18 protein-coding genes, 1 pseudogene and 1 riboswitch are annotated in these 24,976 nt (G+C 50.1%); of the genes and pseudogenes, 12 read left to right on the forward strand and 7 right to left on the reverse strand.

The genetic code is table 11. The annotated features are described in order from the left end of the window. Nucleotides 1-5: 5 nt before the first annotated feature. Nucleotides 6-133: riboswitch (TPP riboswitch) on the reverse strand. A gap of 82 nt (nt 134-215) precedes the next feature. Next, nucleotides 216-1,577 (reverse strand): exodeoxyribonuclease VII large subunit, encoded by a 1,362-nt coding sequence (gene xseA, locus D0B88_RS11255; protein WP_151057223.1) that lies wholly within the window; start codon nt 1,575-1,577, stop codon nt 216-218. A gap of 157 nt (nt 1,578-1,734) precedes the next feature. Here xseA and guaB point away from each other — a divergent pair, with 157 nt between their 5' ends. From guaB to D0B88_RS11270, 3 genes are all read left to right on the forward strand, one after another. Continuing rightward, complete coding sequence (gene guaB, locus D0B88_RS11260) at nt 1,735-3,210, forward strand: IMP dehydrogenase (protein ID WP_007640397.1); 1,476 nt, start codon at nt 1,735-1,737, stop codon at nt 3,208-3,210. Between the two features lie 104 nt (nt 3,211-3,314). Then, nucleotides 3,315-4,892, forward strand: coding sequence for a glutamine-hydrolyzing GMP synthase (guaA, locus tag D0B88_RS11265; protein ID WP_151057225.1), 1,578 nt, complete (start codon nt 3,315-3,317; stop codon nt 4,890-4,892). Between the two features lie 67 nt (nt 4,893-4,959). Further along, the gene (locus tag D0B88_RS11270; protein ID WP_007640401.1) at nt 4,960-6,582 is read left to right on the forward strand and encodes a succinylglutamate desuccinylase/aspartoacylase family protein; all 1,623 of its coding nucleotides are present in this window, start codon (nt 4,960-4,962) and stop codon (nt 6,580-6,582) included. An 89-nt stretch (nt 6,583-6,671) separates the two neighbouring features. On the opposite strand, the gene D0B88_RS11275 is transcribed toward D0B88_RS11270, so the two are convergent. Beyond that, the gene (locus D0B88_RS11275) at nt 6,672-7,136 is read right to left on the reverse strand and encodes an EVE domain-containing protein (RefSeq protein ID WP_151057227.1); all 465 of its coding nucleotides are present in this window, start codon (nt 7,134-7,136) and stop codon (nt 6,672-6,674) included. 40 nt (nt 7,137-7,176) lie between these two features. Continuing rightward, a complete protein-coding gene (locus tag D0B88_RS11280; protein ID WP_151057229.1) occupies nt 7,177-9,171 on the reverse strand; it encodes a VacB/RNase II family 3'-5' exoribonuclease in 1,995 nt (664 codons plus the stop codon). 213 nt (nt 9,172-9,384) lie between these two features. Here D0B88_RS11280 and D0B88_RS11285 point away from each other — a divergent pair, with 213 nt between their 5' ends. The 3 genes from D0B88_RS11285 to D0B88_RS11295 all read left to right on the forward strand — a co-directional run bounded on the left by D0B88_RS11285 (nt 9,385) and on the right by D0B88_RS11295 (nt 14,349). Continuing rightward, nucleotides 9,385-11,139 (forward strand): potassium/proton antiporter, encoded by a 1,755-nt coding sequence (locus D0B88_RS11285; protein ID WP_151057231.1) that lies wholly within the window; start codon nt 9,385-9,387, stop codon nt 11,137-11,139. Further along, nucleotides 11,136-12,590, forward strand: a complete 1,455-nt coding sequence (locus D0B88_RS11290; RefSeq protein WP_151057233.1) for an NAD-dependent succinate-semialdehyde dehydrogenase — start codon at nt 11,136-11,138, stop codon at nt 12,588-12,590. The genes D0B88_RS11285 and D0B88_RS11290 overlap by 4 nt, the downstream gene beginning before the upstream one ends. 121 nt (nt 12,591-12,711) lie before the next feature. Then, on the forward strand, nt 12,712-14,349 hold the full coding sequence (locus D0B88_RS11295) for a methyl-accepting chemotaxis protein (protein ID WP_151057235.1): 1,638 nt from the start codon (nt 12,712-12,714) through the stop codon (nt 14,347-14,349). A gap of 80 nt (nt 14,350-14,429) precedes the next feature. Here the strand turns inward: D0B88_RS11295 and D0B88_RS11300 are convergent, their stop codons facing one another. Next, nucleotides 14,430-14,900 carry an Lrp/AsnC family transcriptional regulator gene (locus D0B88_RS11300; RefSeq protein ID WP_007640411.1) on the reverse strand — a complete coding sequence of 157 codons (471 nt, stop codon included), beginning with the start codon at nt 14,898-14,900 and terminating at the stop codon, nt 14,430-14,432. A gap of 288 nt (nt 14,901-15,188) precedes the next feature. Here D0B88_RS11300 and adk point away from each other — a divergent pair, with 288 nt between their 5' ends. The 5 genes from adk (at nt 15,189) to D0B88_RS11325 (ending at nt 20,375) form a co-directional block, all read left to right on the forward strand. Continuing rightward, nucleotides 15,189-15,842 carry an adenylate kinase gene (gene adk, locus D0B88_RS11305; protein WP_040391583.1) on the forward strand — a complete coding sequence of 218 codons (654 nt, stop codon included), beginning with the start codon at nt 15,189-15,191 and terminating at the stop codon, nt 15,840-15,842. A gap of 99 nt (nt 15,843-15,941) precedes the next feature. Beyond that, on the forward strand, nt 15,942-16,649 hold the full coding sequence (gene tsaB / locus D0B88_RS11310) for a tRNA (adenosine(37)-N6)-threonylcarbamoyltransferase complex dimerization subunit type 1 TsaB (protein WP_151057237.1): 708 nt from the start codon (nt 15,942-15,944) through the stop codon (nt 16,647-16,649). 31 nt (nt 16,650-16,680) lie between these two features. After that, on the forward strand, nt 16,681-18,021 hold the full coding sequence (locus D0B88_RS11315; protein ID WP_151057239.1) for a M18 family aminopeptidase: 1,341 nt from the start codon (nt 16,681-16,683) through the stop codon (nt 18,019-18,021). 164 nt (nt 18,022-18,185) lie between these two features. Further along, entirely contained in the window at nt 18,186-19,214 is a 1,029-nt protein-coding gene (locus D0B88_RS11320; RefSeq protein WP_151057241.1) for a cyclic nucleotide-binding domain-containing protein, read from the forward strand. Nucleotides 19,215-19,367: 153 nt separating this feature from the next. Further along, a complete protein-coding gene (locus D0B88_RS11325) occupies nt 19,368-20,375 on the forward strand; it encodes a tryptophan--tRNA ligase (RefSeq protein WP_151057243.1) in 1,008 nt (335 codons plus the stop codon). 117 nt (nt 20,376-20,492) lie between these two features. On the opposite strand, the gene bioA is transcribed toward D0B88_RS11325, so the two are convergent. The 3 genes from bioA to D0B88_RS11340 all read right to left on the reverse strand — a co-directional run bounded on the left by bioA (nt 20,493) and on the right by D0B88_RS11340 (nt 24,441). Beyond that, nucleotides 20,493-21,797: an adenosylmethionine--8-amino-7-oxononanoate transaminase gene (bioA, locus tag D0B88_RS11330; protein ID WP_151057245.1), complete on the reverse strand. Its 1,305-nt coding sequence runs from the start codon at nt 21,795-21,797 to the stop codon at nt 20,493-20,495. Nucleotides 21,798-21,903: 106 nt separating this feature from the next. Then, a complete protein-coding gene (locus D0B88_RS11335; protein WP_007640424.1) occupies nt 21,904-23,475 on the reverse strand; it encodes a PAS domain-containing methyl-accepting chemotaxis protein in 1,572 nt (523 codons plus the stop codon). Between the two features lie 147 nt (nt 23,476-23,622). Beyond that, nucleotides 23,623-24,441 carry a flagellar brake protein gene (locus D0B88_RS11340; protein ID WP_151057247.1) on the reverse strand — a complete coding sequence of 273 codons (819 nt, stop codon included), beginning with the start codon at nt 24,439-24,441 and terminating at the stop codon, nt 23,623-23,625. A gap of 305 nt (nt 24,442-24,746) precedes the next feature. Between D0B88_RS11340 and D0B88_RS11345 the strand changes: the two are divergent. Continuing rightward, nucleotides 24,747-24,890, forward strand: a pseudogene (locus tag D0B88_RS11345) (tRNA 2-thiocytidine(32) synthetase TtcA); the annotation flags it as partial. Nucleotides 24,891-24,976 lie beyond the last annotated feature (86 nt).

Here is a 24,976-nt window from a genome sequence, read left to right on the forward strand (position 1 = left end):
AGCCATGGCTGATGCACCTTGTTCCCTCCGCAGGTATTAGCCTGTTCAGGTTCTACGGATTGGGCCGAACCCATCTCAGCCTCCGCATACCTCACTCATTAAGTGAGGCACCAAGGCGCTCCGACAAGAAGGTGGCCAATATACTGGCCACCCATTTAGATCGCAATCTATACGCGAGCTATTTGTGGGTAGATCTATTTTTTAGTCGGGCAAGTTCAGTTCGCGTTGCGAACTTCCTCTACGCGACAAATTAATTCCCCGTGCGCAAGGCGTGTGCTGATCTCACTGCCGGGAATGACTTGATCGCTGTCAGTAATGACTTTGCGGGTTTGGGTATCGGTCACCAGCGCATAGCCACGCTCAAGTGTACTGAGCGGGCTGAGAGTGTTGAGCATGCGCACTGATTCGCCCAAGGCTTGTTTTTTGCGATCGATCAAGCGGTATTGCGCCGTATGCAGCCGTGTTTGGGCGTTTTTAATACGCTCGGACAATTGTGTGAGTCTGATTTGCGGGTGATGCGCTTGCTGGCGTAGTCGTAGTTGTATCAGCTGGTTTTTGTAGTTCGCCAGTAGCTTATGGATGTGATTTTTAAGCCGCAACTCCAGGTTATCCAGTCGCTGCGCCTGCTGTTCCAATCGTTCACGCGGGTGGCGCAAACGCTGACGCAGGTTGTGCAAATGCTTTTGCCATTGTTGCAGGCGGCGCAGCATGGCTTCTTCGAGTAGCACTTCAAAGCCGATAAATTTATCCAGCCAGTCATCGCCATCGGGTACTAACAGTTCGGCGGCTGCGGATGGGGTGGGTGCACGCAGGTCAGCGACAAAATCGGCGATAGTAAAATCCACTTCGTGACCGACGCCGCTCACAATCGGTAGTTCGCTGTTAAAAATCGCGCGCGCGACTATTTCCTCGTTAAATGACCAGAGGTCTTCCATCGAACCGCCACCACGGGTCAGCAGCAGTACATCAAACAAACCACAGCGATTGGCTAGATCTATGGCTTTTACAATTTGCGGTGCGGATTCTTTGCCCTGCACTGCAACGGGAATTACCGTCACAGGGATGCCGGGAAAGCGGCGTTCAAGTACGCTGAGGACATCGCGAATCGCGGCGCCTGTTGGCGAAGTGATAACTCCAATGTGTTTGGGCAGCGGCGGCAGGGCTTTTTTGTGCGCTTCGTTAAATAGGCCTTCTTGCGACAGCTTGTGTTTTAACTCATCAAACGCGCGCTGCAGGGCGCCGCTACCGGCTTCTTCCATATGTTCGGCGATGATTTGGTAGTCGCCGCGGCCTTCATAAAGGCTGACACGGGCGCGCAGTAATACATGCTGCCCCTGCTGCGGTTTAAAGCGCACCAGCATATTGCGGTTGCGGAACATGCAGCAGCGCACTTGGGCTTGTTCGTCCTTCAGGGTGAAGTACCAGTGGCCGGAGGAGGGGGTTGATACGTTGGAGAGCTCGCCCTCCACCCAGAGTAGAGGTAAGTGGGTTTCCAGCAGCTGACGCGCCTGGCGGTTCAGCTGGCTAACGCTGAAAATCTCGCGCTCAGTGGTTGTTGGGGGCAGGGTATTGGTCATAGGGCGTCATTCTAGGGGAAGGCTTGCGGCGGGTATAGTCTCGATCGTCGCCTTTAAGCTGCCTTACAACACTAGATATTGTGGTTTTTGGTTTACCGGCGGCGCCCAAGTCGCTATACTTCCGCGCTTATTTTTTATCTGCTTGAGGTTGGTTGCTATGTTGCGAATTGCTGAAGAAGCCCTCACCTTTGATGACGTATTATTGGTGCCAGGTTATTCGGATGTCACTCCGAAAGATGTCTCCCTGAAGACTCAGTTGACTCGCAAGATTCAATTAAATATTCCCCTCATCTCCGCCGCCATGGATACCGTGACTGAATCCCGCTTGGCGATTGCCATGGCGCAGGAAGGTGGCATTGGTATTATCCACAAGAACATGTCCATTGAAGCTCAAGCGGCTGAAGTGCGCGCGGTGAAGAAATTCGAAGCCGGTGTGGTGAAAGATCCTATCACTATCGATTCCGCTGCCACTATCCGCGACTTGATCGCGCTGACTCGCAAAAACAATATTTCCGGTGTTCCCGTGCTGCATAACGGCGATTTGGTGGGCATAGTCACCGGCCGCGACGTGCGTTTTGAAACTAATTTGGATGCCAGCGTATCCAGCATCATGACGCCCAAAGAGCAATTGGTTACCGTTAAAGAAGGCTTTACCGCCGAAGAAGTGCGCAACCTGTTGCACAAACATCGCATCGAAAAAGTATTGGTCGTTAACGATAACTTTGAGCTGACTGGCTTGATTACCGTTAAAGACATGAACAAAGCCGAAAAATACCCTACCGCTTGCAAAGACCCTGAAGGTCGTTTGCGTGTTGGTGCGAGTGTAGGCACCAGCCGCGATACCGACGAGCGTGTTGCAGCGCTCGTAGAAGCAGGTGTGGACGTACTGGTGGTAGATACCGCCCACGGCCATTCCAAAAATGTATTGGATCGCGTGCGTTCAATCAAAAGCAAATACCCGGAAGTGCAAGTGATTGGCGGTAATATCGCCACTGGCGCAGCGGCATTGGCGTTGGTTGAGGCAGGTGCAGACGCGGTAAAAGTCGGTATCGGCCCAGGTTCGATTTGTACTACCCGTATCGTCAGTGGTGTTGGCGTGCCGCAAATTTCGGCTATCGCTAACGTCGTTGCCGCACTTGAAGGGACTGGCGTACCTGCCATTGCCGATGGTGGTATTCGCTACTCAGGTGATATCGCCAAAGCCGTGGTTGCTGGTGCCCATGCCGTGATGATGGGCTCCATGTTTGCTGGTACTGAAGAGGCGCCGGGCGAAGTGGAATTGTTCCAAGGCCGTACTTACAAAGCTTACCGTGGTATGGGCTCCTTGGGAGCTATGGCGCAAACCCAAGGCTCCAGCGACCGCTATTTTCAGGATGCCAGTGCTGGTGCTGAGAAGTTGGTTCCCGAAGGTATTGAAGGCCGTGTGGCCTATAAGGGGCCTTTGGCGGCAATCGTGCACCAGTTGATGGGCGGTTTGCGCTCAGCCATGGGTTACACCGGTTGTGCTGACTTGGGTACTATGCGTACCAAGCCCGAATTTGTGCGGGTGACTGCTGCCGGTATGGGTGAGAGTCACGTACACGACGTTCAAATTACTAAAGAAGCGCCTAACTACCCGATTAGCGGTCGTTAATTTATCTCGCTTCAGTGCTATCGCAAAAACTCGGGTTATGCCCGAGTTTTTCATTTAGGCCGAATTCTTTTTGTTGTTATTTTTCTTATTGAGCAGGAATCAATATGTCTCACGATATCCACGCACAGCGAATTCTTATCCTCGATTTTGGTTCGCAATACACCCAGTTGATTGCACGCCGTGTGCGTGAAATTGGTGTTTTCTCTGAAATCCGCGCTTGGGACATGAGCGAAGAAGAAATTCGCGCTTATAACCCCAAGGGTATTATTTTGGCGGGCAGCCCTGAATCCACCACTGAAGCCGGCTCGCCGCGCGCGCCAGACGTGGTATTTAATTTAGGTGTACCGGTATTTGGTATTTGTTATGGCATGCAAACCATGGCCATGCAAATGGGTGGTTTGGTTGAAGGTTCCAATATCCGTGAATTTGGCTATGCGCAAATTAAAGTGAATGGTGAATCTTCACTGCTGAAGGATATCAAAGACCATGTTGATCACGACGGCAGTGCACTGCTCGATGTGTGGATGAGCCACGGCGACAAGGTCACCAAAATGCCGGAAGGTTTCAGCTTGATGGCATCCACGCCATCCTGCCCGATTGCTGGTATGTACAACGAAGCGAAAAAATTCTACGGCGTGCAGTTCCATCCGGAAGTGACTCATACCTTGCAAGGCAAGCGCATATTTGAACATTTTGTATTGCAAGCCTGCGCCTGCGAACCGCTATGGACACCAGCCAATATTGTTGACGATGCGCTGAAAAAAGTGCGCGAACAAGTTGGCAGCGACAAAGTATTACTTGGCCTTTCCGGCGGTGTGGATTCATCTGTTGTAGCAGCGTTATTGCACAAAGCCATTGGTTCGCAATTAACCTGCGTTTTTGTGGACAACGGTTTGCTGCGCAAAAACGAAGGCGACCAAGTGATGGATATGTTCGCCAAAAATATGGGCGTAACGGTTATCCGTGCGGATGCCCAGGATCAATTTTTAAATAAATTGAAAGGCGAAAATGACCCTGAGAAAAAACGCAAAATTATCGGCGGTACGTTTATCGATGTGTTTGATGCCGAAGCCACCAAACTCAAAGATGTGAAGTGGCTGGCGCAAGGCACGATTTACCCCGATGTGATTGAATCGGCTGCGGCTAAAACCGGTAAAGCGCACGTGATTAAATCGCACCACAATGTGGGCGGTTTGCCGGACGATATGGCTTTTAAATTAGTTGAGCCCCTGCGCGAATTATTCAAAGACGAAGTACGTGCAATTGGTTTGGAATTGGGCTTGCCCTACGACATGGTCTACCGTCATCCATTCCCCGGCCCGGGTTTGGGTGTGCGCATCCTCGGTGAAGTGAAAAAAGAATATGCCGATATCCTGCGTGAAGCGGATGCGATCTTTTTGGAAGAGTTGCACGCCTCTGGTTGGTATCACAAAACCTCACAGGCGTTTGCGGTTTTCTTGCCGGTAAAATCGGTGGGGGTGGTGGGTGATGGTCGTCGTTACGAGTGGGTAATTTCACTGCGTGCGGTGGAAACCGTCGATTTTATGACGGCGCGCTGGGCGCACTTGCCATACGACTTGTTGGAAAAAGTGTCTGGTCGCATTATCAATGAGATCTCCGGTGTGTCACGCGTTTGTTACGACGTATCGAGCAAACCGCCCGCGACTATTGAATGGGAATAACGATTGAAGGAGTTTTAAATCGCACAGGGACGTGCCTGTTTTTTTATGAATGATGAGGCGCCCGGTTATGCCACAAACACTGAAAGTAAAGCCCCGACATTTTTCACTATTTTGTTGTTCGGTGTTGATGGTTGTTGCCGCAATTCCACTGCAACTTGGTGCGCAAACTCCCGAAACAGTTGTGGCAGAGATTAATCCAGCCATTGCCACGCAACAAACTGACACTACAGAAGCAACAGTTCAAACGACAGCAGTTGAGCCGAGTGTTGCGCCATCCGTTGAGATTTCCACTGCGGTTGCTGGGCCTGCCACTCTTGCGGTAAACGTCGCTGAAAAAAAACAATCTGCATCATCGGTTGCTGAAGTATCTTCACTAAGTGCTGTCTCTTCCGCGCAATCGTCTACTGCTCCTCAGCCGAGTTCTGCAAGTGCTGTTGTCTCGTCGGTTGCATCGGAGACTGCATCTTCAATTGCCGTTGCTACTGCAAGTGCTGCTATGGTTCCCACTTCCGATCTTGCCACTGCAAATAATGAGGGTTCAGCTGCAATTGACCCGGCTGCAGAGGTTATCAATGAAGCCACTGCAGAACCCTTGTCTCTTTCCAAATTTATTTTGGGGCGCGAAGTAAAACCCAATAGTTCGGTGCGTTTGACTTGGAATTCAGAAACCGCTGTGGGTGGTTTCAGTGAGGAAACACCGATTCTGGTAGTGAACGGCGCTACGCCCGGCAAAACACTTTGCCTAACCGGCGCTGTGCATGGCGATGAATTAAATGGAATCGAAATGATTCGCCGGGTGATTTACAGCATAGAGCCAGCTAATTTAACCGGCACGATTATTGGTGTGCCTGTAGCTAACATTATGGGCTTTCGCCGCAACTCCCGCTATTTACCAGATCGCCGCGACTGGAACCGCTATTTTCCTGGCAATACTCATGGCAGCTCCGCATCGCGTTTAGCGCATTCTTTTTTTAGCAACATTATTATGCATTGCGATGCATTGGTAGATATTCACACCGGCTCATTCCATCGTACTAATTTGCCTCAATTGCGCGCTGATCTGGGTGATGAAAATGTTGCAAAGTTGGCGCAAAGTTTTGGTGCTATTGCAGTATTAAATGGTCGCGGCAATCCGAATTCATTGCGTGCTGCTGCGGTGCGCGCTGGCATTCCTGCGGTGACGTTAGAGGCTGGCGAGCCAATGGCCATTCAAAGCCGGGTGGTCGATGAAGGTGTGGCGGCAATTAATACTCTGCTCGCTAAAATGGGGATGTATGGCAAGCAAAAACGCTGGACGCGTATTGCCCCAGTTTATTATCGCTCCGCGTGGGTGCGTGCTAATCAAAGTGGAATTTTATTCAGCAAGGCGACACTCGGTCAGCGTGTGCGTGAAGACGATGTTTTAGGCACAGTTACCGATCCAATCACCAACGCACGTACCACGATCAAATCGCCTTACAACGGTAGAATTATTGGTATGGCGCTGGATCAGGTTGTACTGCCTGGTTTTGCTGCCTATCACATTGGTATTCAAACACCTGAAGCCATTCTTATTGAAGAGAGTCAGCTGAACGATGGATTGCTTGAGGATGAAGAAGATGGCGATGATGCCGGGCCCGATCCCGTTGATGAAATGGATGAGCCGGAAACCGGTGTGAGCAAAGCTCAGGATCGTATGGCGGATGAATAAAATAATTGTGTAGGTTGGAAAAGCGCAGCGCCTTCCGACAGAATAGATTCGCAATAATGTCGGAAGTCGCTGCGCTCTTCCAACCTACGTTATTTTAATAATGTGTGAATAAATTTCCATTCATCGGCTGTGACCGGTTGCGTCGACAGTCGGCTCTGTTTTAGCAACACCATATTTTCCAATGCGGACTGCGCTTTGATTTCTGCCAGTGTGATTAAACGTGGAAATATTTTGGTAAGTTGAATATCAACCGAAACCCAGCGTGGATTTTCTGCCGTAGATTTTGGATCGTAATAATCGCTTTCGGGATTAAATTGGGTGGGATCAGGGTAGGCGGTTTTTACAACTTTTGCGGTGCCGACTATGCCGACGTTTTTACAGCTGCTGTGATAAATAAACACTTCATCATTCAGTGCCACCTGGTCGCGTAAAAAGTTACGCGCCTGGTAGTTGCGAATGCCATCCCAGCGGCCGATTTTTTCGGGCGCAGCCGCAAGATGATCAATGCCGTAAATATGCGGCTCCGCTTTGAATAACCAATATTTTTTTGCCATGACCAGATCGCTCTTATCCGGTTTCCGTTCCTGTGATTTATTACAGCCAAGCGCTTAAGCGTGAGGCAGTTTCTTCGCTGATTAATTCCAGATTGATTTTACGTTTATCGATATCAACACTGTGGATTAACACGTTCACTTTGTCGTCCAAACGGTAAGTATTGCCTTCAATGGTTAGACTTAAACGACGCGAATCAAATTGCGCTTTAATCTCGCCATCTTTGGGTGCCAGTAGGGCGTAACCATCCAGGCCCCAGTCATCCAGTTTAATACCGATACCGAACGAATTTACCAGTGCAATACTTCCGCTGTGCACGCTACCGACATGTTGGTTGGCGTATTGGCAGCCGAGCCAGCTTTCTACATAGCGGCAGGCTTGGCGTCCGTTGTTTAATTGATTTTGCAATTGTTCGGCAAACTGTTTTTTATCGTTTAATTCCAACGCCGGCAAGCCGCGCAAAATACGTTTAATCGCCAGGTGATTGAATAAGTCGTTGTAGCGGCGAATCGGTGAAGTAACCATCGCATAAGCGTTAAAGCCTAAACCAAAATGCCCCACCGGTTCAAAGGTGATTGAGCCAGCTTGCAGCATGCGTTGTAATAATGAGTGCAGGCGATTATTGACGGGATTGTTGTCAGCGTTCAGACGCAATTCGCGAAATAATGTGGTGAAATTTTCCAGTTGCGTTAAATCACCCGGTATCAGATCGGGGCGGTCTTCTTGAATTAATGAAAGTGCATCGTTGAGGCGTTCAGGGCGAAAACCCACATGGCTGGAAAAAATACCGCAGCCAGGGTGCTGCAAAAATAATTCCCCGGCACAGATGTTGGTAACCAGCATCGCCTCTTCGATCATGCGGTGCGCAATATTGCGCTCGCGCTTTTCAATGTGATCGATTTTTTTCACATCGTTCAAAATGAATGCGTAATCGGGGCGATCTTCCATCACCAGCGCATTGAGTTGGCGATATTGTGCGCGTGCTTGTGCAAACGCTTTAAGTTCGACCAGCATGTCGTGAATATGTGCTGGTGCGCCAAGGGTAGATACTTCAGCGGTGAGCGCATCATAAACACCTTGATAGCTCAATTTGGATTGTGAGCGGATGAGTGCTTCAGCAAATTCAAATTGTGTAATGCTGCCATCCTGTGCAATTTGCATACGGCAAATCAATGCAGGGCGTTTTTGTTCCGGCACCAGTGAGTAGGTGTCGTGTGACAGATCGACCGGCAACATAGTTACGGTTTGGCCAAGCAAATAATGGGTGCTGGCGCGCGCGCGCGCCGCTAATTCCAGTGGGCTGCCGAAATCAATGTGTTTGCTTGGGTCGGCAATTGCCGTAATCAATTCCCAACCGCTGTCCACAGTGGTGATATATATTGCATCATCCATATCGCGGGTGTTTTCAGAATCGATAGTGACAAAGGGCAGGTGGGTTAAGTCCAGCTCGCCATTGTCAAAGGTCAAGGGAGACCAATTAATGCCGCCCGCCTGACTTTGCGCGGGTGCTTGCCATTCAAACGGCATATGGAATTTTGCGATGGTATAACGGCTCTCTACCCCCGGTTCATCGAGGGTGCCAATCCGATTCAGTATATGTACCTGGGTTTTGCCTTCGCTGTTGAACGGGTGGCGCGCAATGGTGCAGTGAATTAAATCGCCAACTTTGTAGCCCTTGCGCTCTTGCGGGGGAATAAACAACCAGCGATTAAAGTTAGGCACGTCAGGTTCGACAAAATCGGTAGAACCCTTGTTGACATACTTGCCTACAAACTCACCCAGTCCCGGTTTGATCAGTTGAGTGAGCTTTGCTTCAAATTGACCTTTGCTGTTGGTGTTGATCTCTGCTTCGACCCGATCATCGGGCAGCACGCGCATCATCTGCTCGGGGTCGATAAAAGCCTCGCGTCCATCGTCTAGAATTAAAAAACCAAAACGCTTGGTGGTAGTGCGAACAATCCCTTGGGCAACGTCTTTGGCGGCGACAATCGTGGACTTTAATTGCGAGAGTTGTTGAAGAGCATCTTTATTGAGCATGAAGGACAACTTAATCAGTGAAAGTAATGGCGCGAATTATAGCTGCATTTTGGGGGGAGGGTTGCGCAAATATGAGGCATTAATCCAGTGTAAAAAACATGGGTATATCACTGGCCAATGCGCTTTCTTTTGACAGTATCTGGCATCGTCAGGTTACAATCGGTTTCACTTAGTGCTTGTTTTTATTGAATTTCCTGGAAAAGGGCTTGTTATTTGGACGCCATATCTATCAACAACATCTTGCTTATTGGTGCACTGCTCGTTGCGGCGAGTATTCTGCTGAGTTCTATCTCGACACGGGTTGGTGTACCAATTCTGGTGATTTTTCTGGCGGTGGGTATGGTGGCCGGTGTTGATGGCCCCGGCGGTATTGTGTTCAACGATTATTCAATCGCCTATCTCGTGAGTAACCTGGCGTTGGCCATTATTTTACTGGATGGCGGTATGCGCACTCGCGCGGCGACTTTCCGCGTTGCGCTATGGCCGGCATTGTCTTTAGCGACGGTTGGGGTGGTTATTACTGCGGGGCTGACCGGGTTGGCGGCGGCCTGGTTATTTGATTTGTCGCTGTTAGAAGGGTTGTTAATTGGAGCCATCGTTGGCTCTACCGATGCCGCTGTCGTGTTTAATTTGTTAAACGGCAAGGGTTTGAATGAGCGGGTTGGTTCAACATTGGAAATTGAATCCGGTAGCAATGACCCTATGGCGATGTTTCTAACGGTTACCTTGATTGCAATGCTGGCGGCGGGAGAAACCAGCTTTAGTTGGTCGGTTCTGGTTAATTTAGTGCAGCAATTTGGGTTGGGTATTGTGCTTGGTGTGGCTGGTGGGTGGCTGTTGTTACAGTTGATCAACCGGTTGTCGATTGCCGGTGGTTTGTATCCACTGTTAGCCGTAAGTGGCGGCATTATGCTTTACGCAATCTCCAGCGCCTTGGGTGGCAGTGGGATTCTCACTGTCTATGTCTGCGGCCTGTTGTTGGGAAATCGCCCCATTCGCAATCGCCATGGCATTTTGCATATGTTTGATGGCCTGGCCTGGCTTAGTCAAATAGGCATGTTCCTGGTGCTCGGTTTATTGCTTACCCCCAGCGATTTATTACCTATTGCAGTGCCTGCCTTGTTGTTATCGCTGTGGATGATTTTGTTTGCGCGGCCCCTGTCCATTTTGATTGGCCTCTTGCCATTTCGCGGTTTCCAGTGGCGTGAGCGCACGTTTATTTCCTGGGTTGGTTTACGCGGTGCGGTGCCGGTTATTTTGGCGGTTTTCCCCTTGATGGCCGGTTTGCCCAACGCGCAATTATTTTTTAACGTTGCCTTCTTTATCGTTTTAGTCTCACTGCTAGTACAGGGAACAACACTGGGTTTTGCTGCGCGTAAAGCAAGGGTGGTGGTGCCTTCGGTGCCGTCACCTATGTCGCGTGCAGGGCTGGAAATTCATGTAACGAGTCAGTGGGAGTTGTTCATCTATAAATTAGGTGCAGAGAAGTGGTGTATTGGTGCCGCGTTGCGCGAATTGCATATGCCGGATAACACCCGCATTGCGGCCTTATTTCGCGATCATGAATTACTCCACCCCACTGGCAGCACTCGCTTAATGGCTGGCGATGTATTGTGTGTCATTGGTCACGACTCTGATTTGCCTGCACTGGGTAAATTATTTAGCCAAGCGCCCAAGCGCAATTTGGATTTAACCTTTTTTGGCGATTTTATTATTCAGGGCGATGCGGAGTTGCGCGATTTAGCCATGCTTTATGCGTTGGACATGAAAGGTTATGAGCAGCACAAAACTTTGAGCGAGCTGATTACTTTTTTGGTGGGCGACAAATTAGTGGTTGGCGATAACGCTGAGTGGAGCGGCATGCTCTGGACAGTTGCGGAGGTGGAGGGCAATCAGGCGCGCAAGATAGGCGTAAAACCCGCCGCTAAAAAACGCCCTAAATCCCAGGACAATACGGATATCTCATGATTCCTTTAATGCATCCGGCGCTAGTGCGAACCCAGGCATTTATTAATGGTGATTGGTACTCTGCCGTATCGCAAAAAACATTTGCCGTGAATAATCCGGCAACCGGTGAGTTGATTGCGCAAGTAGCGGACTTGAGTTCATTGGATGCGCAACATGCCATCGAGTCTGCGGCAATTGCCCAGCCAGTGTGGGCGCAAAAAACGGCGAAAGAACGCAGTATTTTATTGCGCCGCTGGTTTGATCTGGTGATGGAAAATCAAGCTGATCTTGCACAGATTCTTACTGCCGAACAAGGCAAGCCCATAGCGGAGTCCATGGCGGAAATTGCGTATGGTGCAAGTTATATTGAGTGGTTTGCCGAGCAGGCCAAACGTATTAATGGCGATATCATCCCACCATCCAGAAGTAACCAACGTATTTCAGTACTCAAGCAGCCTGTGGGCGTAGTGGCAACAATCACACCGTGGAATTTCCCTAACGCGATGCTCGCACGCAAACTTGCACCGGCATTGGCGGCGGGTTGTACGGTAGTGGCAAAACCCGCTGCAGAAACACCGCTTTCCGCTTTGGCACTCGCGCAACTCGCGCAACAAGCGGGTATTCCTGCGGGCGTTATCAATATAGTGACTAGTAGTGGTGCACCTGCTATTGGAGCTGAATTTACCGGGCATCCAGCGGTACGAAAAATTTCTTTTACCGGTTCAACCGCCGTGGGAAAGTTACTCATTCAACAGTGTGCTGCTGATGTAAAACGCATTACTCTTGAATTGGGGGGCAACGCACCGTTTATTGTATTTGATGATGCAGATCTCGACGCAGCTGTCGCTGGCGCTATGGTCGCTAAATTTCGTAACGCTGGGCAAACCTGCGTATGCGCCAATCGTTTTTATGTGCAGCGCTCTATTTATAACGCGTTCAGTGCAAAATTAAGCGCGGCTATGCAGGAATTGTGCGTCGGCAATGGTGTTAATGAACAGGTATCTGTTGGACCATTGATTTCTGCAGCCGCAATCCAAAAAGTGCAGCAGTTAGTGGATGATGCTATCGCCAAGGGCGCTGTTGTTTCCTGTCAAATTCCGGTGAATATCGAAAAGGGGTATTTTTATCCGCCCACACTGTTAACAAATGTTTCTGTGGATAGCGACTTGCTAGAGGCAGAAATTTTTGGGCCTGTCGCCGCCCTGATTCCTTTTGATACTGAAGCAGGCGTGATAGCGCAAGCTAATTGTAGCGTTTATGGTCTGGCCGCTTATTGTTACACCCGCGATTACCAGCGTATCCAACGTTTAACTGAAGAATTACAGACAGGAATGCTCGGTATTAATACCGGATTGATCTCGAATGAAATGGCTCCTTTTGGTGGTATCAAGCAGTCGGGCTGGGGGCGTGAGGGGTCAATATACGGTCTGGATGATTATTTAAACATCAAATACATTAATGAGAGTTTTTGATATACATAGATTGTTTAACAATAAAAATAATAAAACGCCAAACTAAACGACAAATCGCTCAAGTGTTACTAAACTTTAATGGTCTCGCTCCAGAGAAGTTGAAAAACAAGAGAGGTTTATCATGTTTGCTTGGTATCAGGGGTTCAGTCTCCGCTGGAAGATCAGACTTCCTTTACTGCTGTTGGTGATTCTGGTGGTTTACATGGGGCTTTATTCCATGGATACCAGTAAAGCACTGGGCTCGAATGCGGCGACGATTGCCAAAGTAAATCTTCCCGAAATTGAATTGCTTATTCAGGCGGATCGCGACTTGTATCAAGCATTGGTCGCTGAGCGCGCACTCTTCCAACTTGATACCTCGGCTGAGGAATTGATTGCAGAGCAAAGTGAAAATGCGCAACAGGCTTATGATCGTATCCACAAATCACTCGATTTATCCAATACGGCAACTTCTCAAGAGCGCGAGGAATTTACGCGGCGCTACAATCGCTGGAAACAATTAGCCGATGAAGTTATTCGTGGTGCACGGGCAAGCGATGAGGCTGGTCGACTCGCGGCGCAACAACAATCATATGGCACAGCATCCGAAGCTTTTGAGCATGTGCGCACCTATATTGATGAGCTGCAAGAAAAGCGTTTAGCTCATGTAGATCAATTTACGCAGAAAATTGATCAGGACCAAGAAAGCTCAACTCAACATTTATTGATGTCAGTGGTGTTTGGTACCTTGGTGAGTTTAGCCGCGGCATTTTTTTTACCGATAGTTGTTGCTAATCAAGTGACTCAGATCAGTCATCGCATTCAAAATATTGCCGAGGGTGATGGCGATTTAACTATTCGTATACCCGTGGACACTAATGACGAGCTGGGTCAATTGGCCTCTCACGTAAATCACTTTATGGAAAAACTGCAGCGCATTATTGCCAGTGTATTAGCAAATGCGAGTGAGGTTTCCAAAACCGCGGAATCGCTCCTTGAAGTGTCCAGCAATAGCCAGCGTGCGGCCGATGATCAGTGTCATGCAATTACCATGGTGGTCACGGCAGTGAATGAGTTGACCATGGCGATTCAAGAAGTTGCACGCAATACCGGCAATACCGCGCAAAATACCCGCGAGGCAACAGCCATTACTGACAGCGGTCAGAACCGAATTCGTATTGCGGTCGAACGTGTGCAGCAGTTGGCTGTGCGGATCAATGAAACCGCTGATTTTATGTCGCACCTGGAAGGCGAAGCTAAAAATGTGACTTCGGTGATTGATGTTATTCGCGGCGTTGCCGAGCAGACTAACTTACTGGCATTAAACGCAGCGATTGAAGCGGCGCGTGCCGGTGAGCAGGGGCGTGGTTTTGCAGTAGTAGCGGATGAGGTGCGTACTCTGGCGAGCCGTACACAGCAATCCACTGCAGACATTCAAGGTATGTTGGGGCAATTGCAACAGGGTGTTCAACGCGCGGTAGAAGCTATGAGCAGTAGCTCTGCAATGACAGCAGAAGCGGCAACCTCCGCCAATGAGGCAGGACAATCCTTAATGGGAATTGGTACTGCAGTAAAAGAAATTGCAGATATGACACTGCAAATTGCCACTGCTGCGGAAGAGCAAAGCTCAGTAACTGCCGAGATAGATAAAAATCTGGTACAAATTAATTCGTTGGCAATGAATACGCTTGAAGGCGCATCCAAAACTGCAGAAGAGAGTCAGCGGTTAAACGAATTGTCGATCCAATTGCGTCAACTGTTGGGACAATTTCGGGTTTAACTGTTCACTGCAAAAAACTGTGTTTGTGCGCAGTTTTTTGCAGTGTGTTTTTTCCAATGCCAGCGTCAAAAGTTGCTGAATCAAATAGGCAACTGGGTGGTGAACTTCACTTGTTTCAGTGCAAAGGCAGAATTAATAGAGCCGATATTGGGCAAGTGGATCAAGGTCTCTTTCATCAGCCGCTCATAGTGCTCAACACTTTCTACTACCACACGCAACACATAATCTTTCTCGCCACTGGTCGAATAACACTCGACCACTTCCGGAATTACCTGCACCGCTTGTTCAAACGCCTCGAGCGAATTGCCATCGTGGTTTTTGATGGTGATATAAGCATGTACCGTCACGCCTAAATTCAAAAGTTTTGGGTCGAGCAAGGTCACTTTGCCGCGAATGACTCCCTCGGTTTCAAGGCGTTTCAACCGGCGCCAGCAGGGAGTATGGGACAGTCCAATCATGGCGCCTAAATCTGCCATAGAGTAGTCAGCATTTTCCTGGAGGGCGCGCAAAATTTTGCGGTCATATTCATCTAGGTCGATTGAGGGAGGCATAAGGCTATCCTGAAGGCAAGGGCAATAAGCCATCATTCTAGGATGAAAGTCCATAAATAACAATAAAATGAGGATGTTCTTAATCGTGCAATGTCGATCATGGTGGTGGATGGTTAACCCTCGTCAGTCACCTTTTTGTCTCTGTGCCACGTACACAGAGTGCATATTGTGATTGCCGTCATGGGCGTGTATCGTAACGCCTCTTTTGTCGGGCACTTTTGTGCCGCTATTCGTGCACAGCGCTAAATAGCTGTCGCGATAAAAAATAATGCTGAGGAGCAATCCGAGATGAGAGTGATATTGTTGGGCGCGCCTGGTGCGGGTAAAGGTACTCAAGCGCAACTGATTATGGAGAAGTTTGGTATTCCCCAGATCTCCACAGGCGATATGCTGCGCGCAGCAGTAAAAGCGGGTACGCCTCTTGGCTTGCAAGCGAAAGATATTATGGCATCGGGCGGTTTGGTACCGGATGACCTGATTATTGCTCTGGTAAAAGAGCGTATTACGTCCAGCGATTGTGCGAATGGTTTCTTATTTGACGGTTTCCCGCGCACTATTCCACAGGCTGAAGCCATGTTGGATGCTGGCGTAGACATTGACCACGTCATTGAAATTCATGTTCCGGACGAAGAAATTGTGGCCCGTTTGAGCGGTCGCCGCGTACACGAAGCCTCTGGTCGCGTTTATCACGTTATTCACAATGCTCCCAAAGTAGAAGGTCATGATGATTTGACTGGCGAGCCGCTAATCCAACGCCCTGATGACACCGAAGAAACGGTACGCAAGCGTTTGGGCGTTTATCACGATCAAACCGAACCTCTGGTGGGTTTTTATCAAGACCTGGCTGCTTCGGGTAATACCAAAGTGCCCAAGTACACGCGTATTAGCGGTATCGGCAGTGTTGATTCCATTCGTCAGCAGTTGTTGACCGTATTGGGTTAATCGCCGTTTAGCGATCATAATAGGCTCTGCGGAGCCTATTTTTTTGTCCTGCGTTTCTGTTTCCCGCGTGTTTTTTGATTTTTTCAGAGTTGCGTTTGTATGGCTTTAATTCTTGCCCTGGATTCTTCTACCGATGCCTGTTCCGTAGCGCTTTATGCGGATGGTGAGCTGAGCGCTAGTTTTGAGCTGGCAGCCAAAAGCCATACCCAGCGATTGCTGCCTATGGTGGATGAGTTATTAACCGGTCGCGGAATTGGTTTGGCAGACCTGGATGCCATCGCCTTTGGGCGCGGCCCCGGTTCGTTTACGGGGTTACGGATTTGCATGGGCATAGTGCAGGGCTTGGCATTTGGTGCGAATTTGCCCGTTATTCCCGTATCGACCTTGGAGGCCATGGCGCTTGGTCATTACCGCGCCAATCCCACGAGTAGTGCTCCGGTATTGGTAGCGCTGGATGCGCGGATGAATGAAGTTTACTGGTGTGCTTATGCACCGACCGCTGAAGGTGTGATTGCGCTAGTAGAAGAGGCGGTTATCAAGCCGGAATTACTCGCGGAAGACAGCAATTTGCCGGTATCACACCACGCGTTTATGGGGGTCGGCCCTGGCTGGCATTATCCCGTGATGCAGTCTTTGGCTCCGCAGTCACTGCAGTTGGATGCTCATCCACGCGCAGAGGAAATGGCGTTGATTGCAGCGCGTTTGTGGGCAGAGGGCAAGGCCATTAATGTGCTGGAGGCTGAGCCGGTTTATTTGCGCGACACAGTTTCCTGGCAAAAACGTCAACGTATCCGTGCTGTTGACTAGTTTCCCCCGATGAGTAGTTATTGGTGATTTTATGAGTTCTGCTGTCCATACCCAATCTGTATTTAATGCTGGTTTGCTCGAATTTTTGCGCGCCTCGCCCACGCCTTTTCATGCTACACGCGCACTGGCCGAGCGCTTGCTTGCCGCTGGATTTGAGTTACTAAACGAGGGTGACAGCTGGTTGTTGGAACCGGGCAAGCGCTACCTGATCACACGTAACGATTCCTCGCTCATCGCTTTTGTATATGGTCGTTCCAGCCTGTTGGATACCGGTATTCGTATGCTGGGCGCCCATACCGACAGCCCTTGTTTGAAAGTAAAACCGCGCGCTGAACTGAATCGTCGCGGTTACTTTCAACTGGGCGTGGAAGTTTACGGTGGCGCATTATTGGCGCCTTGGTATGACCGCGATTTATCGCTTGCCGGGCGGGTAACCTATCGAGATGAGCAGCAGCAAATCGCCAGTGCATTGGTGGATTTCCAGCGTCCGGTAGCGGTGGTACCGAGTCTTGCCATTCATTTGGATCGCGACGCCAATAACAACCGCTCCATCAACGCGCAGAAAGATATAGTGCCATTACTCTTACAGTTGCCCGCGGAAGAGGGCAGTCCGCCGGATTTTCGCAGCCAGCTGCACGCTGAATTGCAAGCCAGCCAACCTGAACTGGCGGTCAGTCAGGTATTGGATTACGAGATCAGCCTTTATGATACCCAGCCACCAGCGTTGGTCGGTCTGGAGCAAGATTTTATCGCCAGCGCCCGTTTGGATAATTTACTCAGCTGTTATATCGGCTTACAGGCGTTATTGGAGGCCGATGATCAGGTATCAAGTCTGCTGATTTGCACCGATCACGAAGAGGTGGGCAGTGCCTCCTGTTGTGGTGCCAAGGGCCCCATGCTGGAGCAATTTTTGATGCGCTTGTTGCCCGAAACAGAAACGCGCATTCGGGTGATTGAGCGCTCCATGATGATCTCCGCCGACAACGCCCACGGTATCCATCCCAACTTCATGGAAAAACATGACGAAAACCACGGCCCACTGTTGAATCGCGGCCCGGTAATCAAGGTTAACGCCAATCAGCGCTATGCCACGACCAGTGAAACCAGTGCTTTTTTCCGTATGCTGTGTGAATCGGCTGAGGTGCCTGTACAAAGTTTTGTGGCGCGTACCGATATGGGTTGCGGTAGTACGATTGGCCCGGTGGTGGCTTCTGAAGTCGGTGTTAAAACGATTGATGTGGGCTGCCCGACTTTTGCCATGCACTCCATTCGCGAGCTGGCAGGTGTGCAGGATGGTTGGAACCTGTACCGTGCTAGTGTTGAGTTTTTCCGTTACACCAAGGCGCCTATGGCATTGGCCAGCGCACTTTAACGCGCAGCTGCTCGCAACCTTGCTGTGATCCAGTACAAAGACTAGGGACAAGTCTGCGCCAAGCCAACCGCCTATGCTTATAATCGCGCCGCTTGTCCCGATGAAATATGCTCCATCCCATCGGGTTTATCTTTTTCATTGCCAGTGTTTAGTGGAGTTTCCCAATGGCGATTAGCCTTGATGTATTAGCGTCTTTTGCGCCTTTTAACACCCTCAACCATGAATACCTGATTCAAGTTGCGGAAAAGGCTGCACTGCGTGATGTTCCGAAAGGCACCATTATTTTCAAGCGTGGCCGCCCCTTTCCCGAAAAGGTTTATTTAGTGGGCGGCACTGTTGATTTGATTGATTCTGCATTTCAGGTCAATACCATCAACCCCGCCAGTGAATCACGCCGCTCGCCGCTCAATATCACCCAACCTACCCAAGTCTCTGCGGTAGCAAAATCCGATGTAACACTCTTGGCCGTGGACAGTGATTTTCTGGATCTGGTACTCGCCTGGAGTGAATCCAGCGATGAAGAGGCGGATCTCTCCGGTGTCAGCTTGCACGATGACAATGATTGGATGTCATCACTATTGCAGTCGCCCTTATTTAGCCGTTTACCGCCTGCCAATATTCGTCAGTTATTTATTCGTTTTACTGCACAAAAAGTGCAAGCCGATGAAGTGGTTATTAAACAGGGTGAGCGCGGTGATTATTTTTATGTGCTGGAGTCAGGCAGCGCGACGGTGATAGACCCCGCCGGAAAAATTCTCGCAGCACTTCGCCCCGGCAACTATTTTGGTGAAGAAGCCTTGGTGGGCGACACTACCCGCAACGCCACCGTAAAAATGCTCACCCCCGGCAAGGTGATGCGCCTAAACAAAGAAGATTTTCGCGAGCTACTGCAAGAGCCGGTATTGCGTTACCTGAGCGCAGAAGAGTTGCGCAGCCGACCTGCCGATGCCGCACCTTACCAAATCATTGATGTACGGTTACCGCTAGAGCGACGCATGCAGGCGGTACCGGGTAGTCAAAATATCCCGCTCAATCAATTGCGGAATCATTTAAAGAATCTCGATTTCAATACGGTTTACCTGGTGACAGATGATTCCGGTCGTCGCTGCGATGTAGCCACACATTTGCTCAATCAGGCTGGTTTTGATTGCTACATTCTGCGTGATGCAGAATCCTGCTACGCCGGTATTTAATTTCCCCATTTGTTTCTCTGCAGCTGCCGCGCGCCATAACAATCCGGTGCGCTGGCTGGCAGTTTCGCTAGCCTGTATGATGGCGCCCTGAACTTACCCTGCGAATTAACTATTTCCGCTAATCACTATTTTCATAAACTAAGATAGGGCAGCATGAGCAAGCAACGTGTTTTAACCGGCATTACCACTACGGGCACTCCCCACCTTGGCAATTATGTTGGCGCGATTCGCCCGGCGATTCAGGCCAGTCAACGCGCGGATGTGCAATCATTTTATTTTCTGGCCGATTTTCATGCGTTGATTAAATGCCAGGAGCCGGATTTGGTTCATCAGTCCACCCGCGAAATTGCTGCCACCTGGTTGGCTTTGGGGCTGGACGTGAACAACGCGATTTTTTATCGCCAATCCGATGTGCCAGAAATTCCAGAGCTCTGCTGGGTATTGACCTGCATGGCAGCCAAAGGGTTGATGAATCGCGCGCATGCCTACAAAGCATCGGTCGATGCGAATGTTGCTAACGGTGATGACCCGGATTTTGGCATCACTATGGGGTTGTATTCCTATCCCATTTTGATGGCTGCCGATATTTTGATGTTTAACGCTAACAAGGTACCGGTAGGGCGCGACCAGATCCAGCACATTGAAATGGCACGCGATATAGCCGGGCGATTCAACCATCACTACGGCGAACATTTTGTGTTGCCAGAAGCCTTGGTTGAGGAAAGCTCTGCAATATTGCAGGGGCTGGATGGGCGCAAAATGAGCAAGAGTTATGGCAATACCATCCCGCTTTTTTTGCCGGAAAAACAATTAAAAAAATCCATTAATAAAATCCTGACTAACCTGCTTGAACCCGGTCAAGCAAAAGACCCGGATACTTCACCGGTATTTCAAATTTGGCAGGCGTTCGCCACGCCCGCGCAAACTGCGGATATGCGCCAACAATTTGCTGATGGCATAGGTTGGGGTGAAGCTAAGCGGCAATTGTTTGAGTTGGTGAATGGCCAGTTGACCGAAGCGCGCGACAAATACGAAGCATTGCTGGCTAACCCCGCACATATTGAAGAAGTGTTGCAGCAGGGCGCTGAAAAAGCCCGCGCCTATAGCAAGCCCTTGTTAGAAAAAGTGCGCGAGGCCGTGGGTATTCGCAAAATAAAATAATCTTATTGGCTGATATAAAATTCAGTTATGCAAACAAAAACGCCCGCAAAGATATTTGCGGGCGTTTTTGTTGGTGCTGTGAACTCTGGCTTTTTAATATGTATTTAGCCCAGTAACTTATTCTGCGAGTGTTGCTACCACTTTTAAAACGGCTGACGTAAGGCGGCTCAGTTGCTCGGGAGTAATAATAAACGGCGGCATTAAATAAATAATATTGCCGAATGGGCGCACCCACACACCTTGCTCCACAAATAGCGGAACCAGCTTTGAGCTAATCACAGCGTCAGTTAATTCCACCACCCCGATTGCGCCCAGTGTGCGCACCTCTTTTACGTAGGAGAAATCCTTGCAGGGAGCAAGTTCAGCCTGCATTTGTTGGCCAATCGCGTTTACGCGCTCCTGCCAATTTGAATTAAGCAATAATTCTATGCTGGCGTTGGCCACGGCACAGGCGAGTGGGTTACCCATGTAAGTGGGGCCGTGCATAAATGCGGGATTATCGCCACTGGCAATGCCGTTGCTGACCTTATCGTTACAGAGGGTGGCGGCAAGGGTGATGTAGCCACCGCTCAGTGCTTTGCCCAAACACATAATATCGGGGCTGATGCCCGCGTGTTCAGAGGCAAATAATTTACCCGTGCGACCAAAGCCGGTAGCGATCTCATCCACAATTAATAAAATTTCATGTTTGTCGCACAGTTCGCGCACCCGGCGTAAATATTCCGGCGAATAAAAACGCATGCCACCGGCGCCTTGCACAATGGGTTCCACAATCACGGCGGCAATTTTTTGGCGATGTTGTTGAATCAGTTGTGCAAATTTGGCGATGTGCGTTTCCTGAAACGGCTCATCAAAACCGCAGGTGGGTGCTTCGGCAAACAAGTGATGGGCGAGCGTGTGGTGAAACAAATGATGCATGCCTGAATGCGGGTCGCATACGGCCATAGCCCCAAAAGTGTCGCCGTGATAACCGCGTTTGAGCGTCAGAAAGGTGGTGCGCTGCGCCTGGCCCTGCGAGTGCCAATATTGCAGTGCCATTTTCAATGCAATTTCAACCGCGACCGAACCTGAGTCGGAAAAAAATACTTTGTTTAATCCGGCAGGCGTGATGCGGGCCAGAGTCGCGGCCAGTTTTACTGCTGGCTCATGGGTAATGCCCGCAAACATCACATGCGCTATTTTGCCCAGCTGATCAATAACCGCTTGATTAAGTACGGGGTGATTGTAGCCATGCACGGCAGCCCACCAGGAGGACATACCGTCAATTAATACCCGGCCATCGGCGAGGTGAAGTTCTACGCCTTGTGCGTGACTGACAGGGGTAATTAAACCGGGGTTGGTGAAATCGGTATAGGGGTGCCAGACGTGATCGCGGTCTAGTCGCAGTAAATCCTGAGGGGCAATTTGTTGGTTGTATATCATGAGGGAGTCCAAAACCGGCGCACCGGGTGCGCTAAAAAACGTGACTCCACTTTAACGAAAAACAGGCTAAAAATCTGAATCTATTTCGCCAAAGTGGAGTGCAGCATTAATTAAATCGGACAATCAAATCCAGCTGTTTGTGTGACAGTTTATCCATCTCACTATTGAGTCCATCGGCGATGCTCACTTCCTGTTGGGTCTGATCGGAAATGTGCGCAATCGTTTGGGTATTGCGTTCGATCTCCAGTGCCATGGAAGATTGTTCCTCGGCAGCAGTCGCAATTTGATGCGACATTTGGTCGATGGTGTTCACCGAATGTGAAATAGAATCCAGCGCCGCGCGCACGTTGTTCATTTCAAGCACACTGCGATCCGCCAGATTCAAACAGTTTTTCATATTCACGCTGGCATCTTCAGTCGCTTTGCCAAGGTTGCCGATAATCTGCTGAATATCGCCGGTGGATTCCTGGGTGCGCTGTGCCAGCGACCGCACTTCATCGGCCACCACCGCAAAACCACGCCCCTGTTCACCGGCACGGGCCGCTTCAATGGCCGCATTCAGGGCAAGCAGGTTGGTCTGTTCGGCGATGCCGCGAATTACATCCACTACGCTAGCAATTTTGCTGCTGTCCTCACTCAGTTTGTTTAAGACATTGCCGAGATTACCCACTGTTTTTGATAGATCATCAATCGCCAGGCGCGCGCCCTCAATCACCTTATTGCCTTTTTCCACTTCACCAATGGCGGTGCCTGTGGCGATAGAAGTTTGGTTGGCGCCGCTCGCCACTTCCTGTACCGCTTGCGCCATCTGCTGCATGGCGGTGGCAACACCTGCCGTTTCACGTTGTTGCGCGGTCATGCCTTCATAGGTTTTGCTGGCGTGATGGTGCGCTGCTCCCGCCTTGTGTTGAAGCTCTTTCGCGGATTCCGCAAAGCGGCCAAGAGCCGTGCGCAGGCGCGATTTAATGGCGTGCTGTGCCAATTCAATTTCACCCATGGCATCGCAGCGGCCGGTGTAAATATAGGCGGCAAAAGGGTCGTTAATGGTAGCGCGCGCCTCTTGCAGTGCCTGGGCAATGCGCCCCTGTTGCATCACTTGCGCGGTTCCACCCACAACAGCGGCCACAATCAAGCTGACAATAGCGTTGGTGGTTGATAAGGAGCCCAGCAGGCCGCTGGTGATGAGTAACAGAATCCAGCTGACAAGAGTGATTGCCACGCTGTTGCCATAAAGACTCCAGTATTTTTCAGCAGCAGAGTAGGGGGCCTTGCCTTGATTGATACGTGCATAAACGGCTTCAGCGCGTTTGATCAAGTGGGGTTCGGCTTTGGCCCGCACCGACTCGTAACCATAAATTTGGCCATTTTGGCGCAGCGGGGTGATGTAGGCATCCACCCAATAGTGGTCGCCATTTTTACAGCGGTTTTTCACTATGCCCATCCAGGGTTTGCCGGCTTTTAGCGTTTCCCAGAGCATGGCAAACGCGGCGGGTGGCATTTGTGGATGACGCAAAATATTGTGGGGCTGATTGATAAGTTCGTCGTGGCTGTAGCCAGAAATACGACAGAAGGTGTCGTTACAAAATTCGATATCGCCGCGCAGGTTGGACGAGGAAACTATTTCATCCTTATTAGAAAGGTGTACTTCTCTGCCGGTGGTGTGGCCATTGTTGCGCATGTGTAGATCCTGAGTTACGCCGATGAAAATCCCGAAATGTGATTTAATTCAAATAAATACAATCGGTCATTCAAGCCTAGTTCAAAAATAACGAATCTCTAGTGCGAATATGTTTCGCATTCGTTGCTGTAGTTTTAAATGTCGTTATCAGGCGGCGTAGGCGCGTCCGTTGGCTCTGCTGGTTTGCGGGCGATGCTGTTGTAGGGCGCCGAGTTCCAAGCTGGTATTGAATTGTTGCTCGCGCAGAAATCGCCCCAGCGCCGCGCGCTTGTCCTCCTCCAGGTCGATAAACTCAATGCTGATCTGGGTGTGGCGATAAGGGCTGCGGCCCATACGGAAAGCGCAAATCCGGGCACGGCAGCGAATTTGTAACTCTTCACTCAGGTTGACTTCACACAGCGGCATCACCGCCCCATGGCGCAGGTAAGGCAAGAGGTTGCCCGCTACCATCAGGCGCATACCACCCACGGAAATGTCTTGCAGGGTGCCAAAGCTGGGTTCCTGGCCGATTGGGCGAATTTTTACCGACAAGGGTGATTGATGGCCAATGGTGTAGCGCGGAAAGCGGCGGCGCGGTTGATAGTAGGCAAAATTGGGTAATTCGATAGCGATACCCGAGGTGCCATAGCTGGAGCCAAGCGCCACAATCGGCGCGCGAATCACCAGTTCCTCCGTGTTGCGATGGTGGCGAATACACAGCTCGTCGCCCGCATCCAATATCAGTTGTTGCGGAAACAGGTCATCCAGCCAGAGCAGGCCGCGCTCCAGGTCGATGGCCATAATCATGCTTTGGTAGCTGCGGCTAGTGCCGGTAATTTTTACTTCCAGCAACTGCCGTTGTTTTTTGAGTTCCCACAATGCTTGATATTCGTCCGGCACTGGCGTGCTGGTTGCGGCTTCACTCTGAACACTGTCGGCAGCGCCTTTGAGTTGACCTTTTTTAAATAATTTATCGAGAAACGACATTCGAAACCCCTCGCGGCAACAAGTCACCCCTGGTTTTGACAGCCGAGGGTGTTTATCTGCCTAGAGCAAGCGCTGTGCCACTCGCTTGGAGGCCAGTCGTGGCGCGGGGTGCTTTTATGGCTGGCGACAAAATAATCAATTGATACCGGCAAAGCTTTGCCTCCGGGCGGTCATTGATTTCAACTTGCGGGTAAAATCCGTACAATGCGCGCCGCTGCCGAGTGAGCTGCCCGGCGCGAGCCGAGCCCTGTCTTAACGCCCTGTTTTTAATGCCCTGTTTTTAATGCCCCATGAGTGCTGAGTCCATGAAAGAGTTACACGAACGCAAAGATCGTCTGGAATTTAACAAGCTGCAAAAGCGCCTGCGCCGTTTGACCGGCTCGGCCATTGTTGACTACAGCATGATTGAAGACGGCGATAAGGTGATGGTGTGCCTCTCCGGCGGTAAGATGTAGCCAATAAGTATTTTGTAAAGGAAATTTTGTTTGTTTTAATGTAACCGACTAACATATATACATTTCATTCAAAAAGTCTT

The sequence above is a fragment of the Cellvibrio sp. KY-YJ-3 genome (genome assembly GCF_008806955.1).
In the GTDB taxonomy this organism is placed as follows: Bacteria; Pseudomonadota; Gammaproteobacteria; order Pseudomonadales; family Cellvibrionaceae; genus Cellvibrio.